Annotated in this window: 6 protein-coding genes; 3 read left to right on the top strand and 3 right to left on the bottom strand. The window is 61.7% G+C overall.

Features of this window, described 5'->3' with window-relative positions:
• Positions 1 to 777: LytTR family DNA-binding domain-containing protein (locus tag AADA04_RS05260; RefSeq protein ID WP_340692196.1), on the top strand; the 777-nt coding region annotated here is incomplete at its 5' end.
• Here AADA04_RS05260 and AADA04_RS05255 read toward each other — a convergent pair.
• From AADA04_RS05255 to rsfS, 3 genes are all read right to left on the bottom strand, one after another.
• Positions 774 to 2,075, bottom strand: a complete 1,302-nt coding sequence (locus AADA04_RS05255) for a TAXI family TRAP transporter solute-binding subunit (protein WP_340692195.1) — start codon at positions 2,073 to 2,075, stop codon at positions 774 to 776. The genes AADA04_RS05260 and AADA04_RS05255 overlap by 4 nt on opposite strands.
• 491 nt (positions 2,076 to 2,566) lie before the next feature.
• Positions 2,567 to 3,031: a 23S rRNA (pseudouridine(1915)-N(3))-methyltransferase RlmH gene (locus tag AADA04_RS05250; RefSeq protein WP_340692194.1), complete on the bottom strand. Its 465-nt coding sequence runs from the start codon at positions 3,029 to 3,031 to the stop codon at positions 2,567 to 2,569.
• Positions 3,032 to 3,037: 6 nt separating this feature from the next.
• The gene (rsfS, locus tag AADA04_RS05245) at positions 3,038 to 3,469 is read right to left on the bottom strand and encodes a ribosome silencing factor (protein ID WP_340692193.1); all 432 of its coding nucleotides are present in this window, start codon (positions 3,467 to 3,469) and stop codon (positions 3,038 to 3,040) included.
• Between the two features lie 169 nt (positions 3,470 to 3,638).
• Here rsfS and AADA04_RS05240 point away from each other — a divergent pair, with 169 nt between their 5' ends.
• Positions 3,639 to 4,319 carry a BON domain-containing protein gene (locus AADA04_RS05240; protein WP_340692192.1) on the top strand — a complete coding sequence of 227 codons (681 nt, stop codon included), beginning with the start codon at positions 3,639 to 3,641 and terminating at the stop codon, positions 4,317 to 4,319.
• A 55-nt stretch (positions 4,320 to 4,374) separates the two neighbouring features.
• A complete protein-coding gene (gene gshB / locus AADA04_RS05235; protein WP_340692191.1) occupies positions 4,375 to 5,325 on the top strand; it encodes a glutathione synthase in 951 nt (316 codons plus the stop codon).
• Positions 5,326 to 5,388: the final 63 nt, after the last annotated feature.

Below are 5,388 nucleotides of genomic sequence, written 5' to 3'. Positions count from 1 at the left end.
CACGAAGCGCGAAATGCAGGGGGCTTTGCCGACATGACAGAGCGACTGAAGCAGTTTCTGCGGCCTGCCGCTGTCCTGGTGGGGCTTGCCGCGCTGTTCACCTGGTTTGGTGTGTATGATTTCAACGTGCATCCCGCCTTGCGGTTTGTGATGTGGCTCGTGACGATGAGCGTGGGTGGCGTGTCGGCGATATGGATCATTCCGGCCGTCTTCGAGCGACGGTTCGCGCAGCAGAATCTCGTTGTCCGGGTCGCTCTGTCGGCGGGGCTGATCGCGCTGCCCGTCACTGCTTCGCTGATCGCCTTTTTCCTCCTGCTTGGCGCCCGTGTGTCACCTGGCGCACTGCCCATCCAGTACCTTTATGTCTACGCGGTGTGCGTGGTGATGGTGACGGGTGGCGCTATCCTCGCGCGCGCGCAGGCGGCGACGCCCCTGCTGGAAGCCAATGAAGCCCAGGACGTGATTGCGCAGTTCATGCAGCGGCTTCCGGTCAGGTACCGCACAGCCGACCTGTGGGCCGTGTCATCGGAAGACCACTACCTGCGTGTCCATACGAGCCTGGGCGAAGAATTGATCCTGATGCGCCTGGCCGATGCGATGCGCGATCTCGGCGGGACCGACGGGCTGCAGACGCACCGGTCGTGGTGGGTGGCCAAGGATGGGGTAGCCGATACGCGGCGCGAGGGCGGGAAGCTCTTTCTCGTCCTGAAATCCGGCAAGGCCGCGCCGGTCTCGCGCACCTATGCGTCAGCTGTGAAGCAGGCCGGGCTGGGCTAGGCGCCGAGGCCCGGTGTCGGGCGTGTGTTCATCAGGAGATGCTTGACGAATTCGACATGGTTGCGGAGGCGGTAGAGGTCGTCGGTATAGGACAGCGGCACGTCGAGTTCGCCGATTTCGACCTGCAGGTCTTCCAGCTCGTCGGTGATGACGGCGCGTTCCTCCTTTGTCGGCATGTCCCGACCGCGCGCCTCAAGGTCGCGCAGGTCCTTGTACCAGATGTAGATCTTGCGGCGCACCCGCCAGCGATAGATTGGCGGCGCAACCTTTACCAGCGGGAAGAGTAGCGTCAGGAGCGGGATGGCGAGGATCCATGCCCGGTCGAGGAAGTTGGCCAGGTCGAACGAGAAATACCGACGCAGGAAGGATGGGCCGTTCGCATAATAGCGCTGGACCTGACGGCTGACCGGCAGGTCGGTCGTGTCGGGATCCGGGAACGCACCCGCCCGCGCAAACAGGCTGCCATCCTGGTGAATGGCGGAGGCCGAATCGACCAGCAGCGCCTCGATGGCCGGATGCAGCGACTTCCTGACAACCAGCTGGGCTACAGGCGCAACGAGGGACACGTCATGGGCTGGCAGGTCGGCGCCGATATCGACCACGCCGCGGAGCAGGACAACGGCGGCAAGCGCCGGCTGGCGCCGCGACAGCGCCTCGGCACGCTCAAACGGCAGGAGGGAAATGCCCGGCGCGCGCAAAAGCGTCTGGACATAGGCGGCGTCCGGCGAGGCGGCAAAGGCGGCGGCGTCGAGCTTGCCTTCGATCAGGGTATTAGCGGCCGCAATCCCGGACAGGCTGTTGCGGGATGCAGGCGGCCAGACGCCATCGAATTCAGCCTGCAGGTCCAGACCCAGAAGGCGCGTCCCTGATCCGTCCGGCCCGATGGCCATCCGAAGATCACGCAACTGGCCGAAATCCGTGACGCCCGCCTCATCGCGCACGAATACCCAGAACGGCTCATGGAAGAGGCCACCCAGGGATCGCAGCGTCTCTGCGTCGCCGGGCGTGGCCAGACCGCCCTGCACCAGCGCCACGTCGACACTGCCTTCGTCCAGCAGGCGCAGGTTTTCGACGGAGCCCGCCGTCTGGATCAGGGTGACGTTGACGTCCTGTTCGCCGAGAAGGCGCTGATACCGCTCGGCATAGGTATAATAAGCTCCACCGGGAGGACCCGCCGCAAACCTGATGGTCTTGGGCGGCGCCGGATCCATCAACATGAGCGTCAACACCAGGCCCGCGAATGCCACGAGGACAAGCGGCCAGTAGATTTTCAGGAAATCCTTCGCGGCCGTGACCATGCAGCGCCCCACCTTCTGTCAGTTACGTCCCTGATGACGGTCTAGGCTGACCCGGCGGCCGGATCAATCACATGCCGTCGCATGCCCCGAAAATGTCTCATACGCGCCTCGCATGGAACCTATTCCATTCAGAGAGTGTTCATCACGCACAGGCCGCACCATCTAGGGTGCAGACAGACGGAACAAGAGACCGACATGAGCCATTCAAACGCAATTGCGAAAATAGCATCCGTTACCACGCTGGGCCTGTTTACGGCCGCCCTGCTGCTAATGGCGCTGGCGCCTGCGCCTTCGCTTTTCGCCGGCTGAACCTTTTTTGGGTCCGTTCGGAACCGAACGCGCCCCTGATGCGTATATTGTCTTAGATGGCTGGCAAAGTCCCTCCCGACTGAACCCTCCCAAGCGCTGGCCATCTACGAAGAGGCTTCGAAGCTGCGTCCCCCCATGTTACGCTTCGGAGCCTCTTCACTTTTCTCCTACCAGCTCAAGCATCAAGCCTTGTGATAGGGCATGCCCGCCAGGATCGAGACGGCGCGATAGACCTGTTCGGCCAGCATCGCCCGGACAAGGCGATGCGGCCAGGTCTGCGCGCCAAATGCCATCGTATCGGGCGCCGCGCGCCGGACAGAGTCACCATAGCCTTCCGCACCGCCGATCAGGAACACGAGATCGGGTACGCCCTGGTCGCGCAGGCGCGCGAGCTGGCGGGCAAAATCAGCTGATGGTGTGTTGCGACCGAACTCGTCGAGGCGAATGACATTGGCGCCCGCCGGAATCTTCGCGAGAATCCGCTCGGCTTCCGCGTCGAGGCCGCCACCGCTGGCGACTTCGATCTCCTCGATGCCCCGAAAACCGAGACTGCGCGCAACCGGGAGGGCCCGTTTGACATATTCGTCAAAGAGCTCGCGCTCGGCGCCCGATTTCAGGCGACCGACAGACAGAATTGTCAGCCGCATCGGTGCTTAGTGCTGGATGGCGCGGTGGGCACTCGTATCGGATGCCCAGATCTTTTCGAGATTGTAGAACTCTCGCACTTCCGGACGGAACAGGTGGACAATGACGTCGCCCGTGTCGATGAGAACCCAATCAGCATTCGGCATGCCTTCCACATTGGCCGGACGGCCAGTGAGCTTCTTCACCTGGTGGGAAAGATGGTCTGCAAGCGCTGCGACATGCCGGCCGGAACGGCCTGACGCAATGATCATGAAATCGGCGAGGGAAGATTTTCCGTCCAAGTCAATGAACAGGAGGTCTTCAGCCTTGTCATCCTCAAGCGCCTTGGCAAGAGCCTCGGCGACGATCCGGATGTCTTCAAGTGTGGCACTCTTTGCGGGCAGTGTCCGCGGGGCGCTGGAAGTCAGGGTCTCAATTCCTTCTATTATTAGCTGAAACACGTTATCATGCATGGGGTAGTACAACCAGCCCAAACCCGCATGAGAGCACACGCCGTGACAATTGCAGTCCCGGCAGTGTTTTTATTGCCCCGTGCCAGAATTTCGCCGTAAGTCTGGAACAGTCTGAATTCTACGGATTCCCGGTCCGCCTGCCATTGGAGTGTATATCATGACCCTGCGACTCGCCGCCGCCCTCCTGCTTGCACTGCCGCTCGGAGGCTGCGCCGTCGCCGCTGTCGGCGCGGTTGGTGCCGTGAGCCTGGCCGCCGCTCAGGACAAGACGTTGGGCGAAGCAGTCGATGACACGACAACGTCGGGCGAAATCAAGGCGAAACTGCTGTCTGAAAGCATCAACCGATTTGGCGAAGTGGATGTCGAAGTGAACGGTGGGCTCGTCCTGTTGTCCGGCCGTGTCGACGATCCGAAGGACCGGGTTGAGGCTGAAGGAATCGCCTGGACGTCAACGCGGGCGCATGATGTCGCCAACGAGATCAAGATCCAGCCAGCCGGTGGATTCATTGCGAACGTGTCGGACGAGATTATTTCAGGCCGCGTGCGCACGCGCCTGATCGGCTCAAGCACCGTGAAAAGCCTGAACTACAATATCGAAACCTATGATCGCGTCGTGTACCTGATGGGAACCGCGCGCACTGCTGATGAACTGAAACGGGCCGCACATGAGGCAAGCGTTGTCGGCGGCGTGAAGCAGGTCGTATCCTATGTCCGCATCCGGGAGCCCATCGAACGGCCAGCCGCGCCGACAACACAGGCGGGCCCCTCTTACAATCCCACGCCCAATCCTACATATGGAACCGAGACCGATGCGGAATTGCTCGGTGTGAACTACTGACCGGGTCGGCGCAGCTGTAACTGCCCAGCCCGCATCAAACGGGAGCGGGCGTTTCATGACATTGCGAGTTGGGATCCAGATGGATCCGCTGGAAGACGTCAAGATTGACGGCGATACGACCTTTGCGCTGGCCGAAGTGGCACAGGCGCGCGGTGCCGAGCTGTTCGTCTACGGGCCCGATCACATGTCCTATGAGCAAGGCCGGGTAACGGCCTGGGCCAGACCGGCAAAGGTCCAGCGGGTCAAGGGAACGCCCGGCCTGTTCGGCGAGACGGTGAAACTGGATCTGGCCACGGATCTCGACGTCATCCTGATGCGGCAGGATCCGCCCTTCGACATGAGCTATATTACCGCCTGCCACCTGCTGGAGCTGATTTCCGGCGAGACCCTTGTGGTCAACGATCCGGAAGGTGTCCGCTCCAGCCCGGAAAAGATATTCCCCCTGCTCTATCCCGAGATCATGCCGCCAACGCTTGTATCGCGTGACGTGCGGGACATCCTGGCGTTTCGCGCGACGCACAAGGATATCATCATCAAGCCGCTTTACGGCCATGGCGGCGCCGGCGTGTTCCGGTTGAAGCCCGACGATTCCAATATGGACTCCCTGCTGGAAGTCTTCTTCACCCGGTCGCGCGAACCCGTCATGGTTCAAGGCTTCCTTCCTGCGGTCAGCGAAGGCGACAAGAGAATCATCCTGATCGACGGCGAGCCTGTGGGTGCCATTAATCGCCGCCCGCAAGCGGGACAGGTGCGGTCAAACCTCGTGGTCGGCGGCACGGCGGAAAAGTCGGACCTCAGCGACGCGGACCGCAAAATTTGCGATGTCATCAGCCCGGAACTAAAGCGGCGCGGGCTGGTTCTGACCGGAATCGACGTGATCGGCGGGCGACTGACAGAGGTCAATGTCACATCTCCGACCGGCATACAGGCCATCAAGGCCCTGTCCGGCATTGATAGTGCCGCCATTTTCTGGGACGTTGTGCAACAGAAGCTTGCGGACCGCTGATGGCCGCTGCAAGATCAGGTGCATGAACATGAAATCGATCACTGCTTTCGCCCTCGCCTCCCT

It is taken from the genome of Hyphomonas sp. (assembly GCF_037969335.1).
Taxonomy (GTDB): domain Bacteria; phylum Pseudomonadota; class Alphaproteobacteria; order Caulobacterales; family Hyphomonadaceae; genus Hyphomonas.
Note: the sequence above shows the minus strand (reverse complement) of the source record. Positions and strands in the feature narration are given on the sequence as shown.

Bases quoted from the DNA above. Each gene is read 5' to 3' on its own strand.
- AADA04_RS05255 (WP_340692195.1), bottom strand. From the start codon at position 2,075: ATGGTCACGGCCGCGAAGGATTTCCTGAAAATCTACTGGCCGCTTGTC.
- AADA04_RS05240 (WP_340692192.1), top strand. From the start codon at position 3,639: ATGACCCTGCGACTCGCCGCCGCCCTCCTGCTTGCACTGCCGCTCGGA.
- AADA04_RS05250 (WP_340692194.1), bottom strand. From the start codon at position 3,031: ATGCGGCTGACAATTCTGTCTGTCGGTCGCCTGAAATCGGGCGCCGAG.
- gshB (WP_340692191.1), top strand. From the start codon at position 4,375: ATGACATTGCGAGTTGGGATCCAGATGGATCCGCTGGAAGACGTCAAG.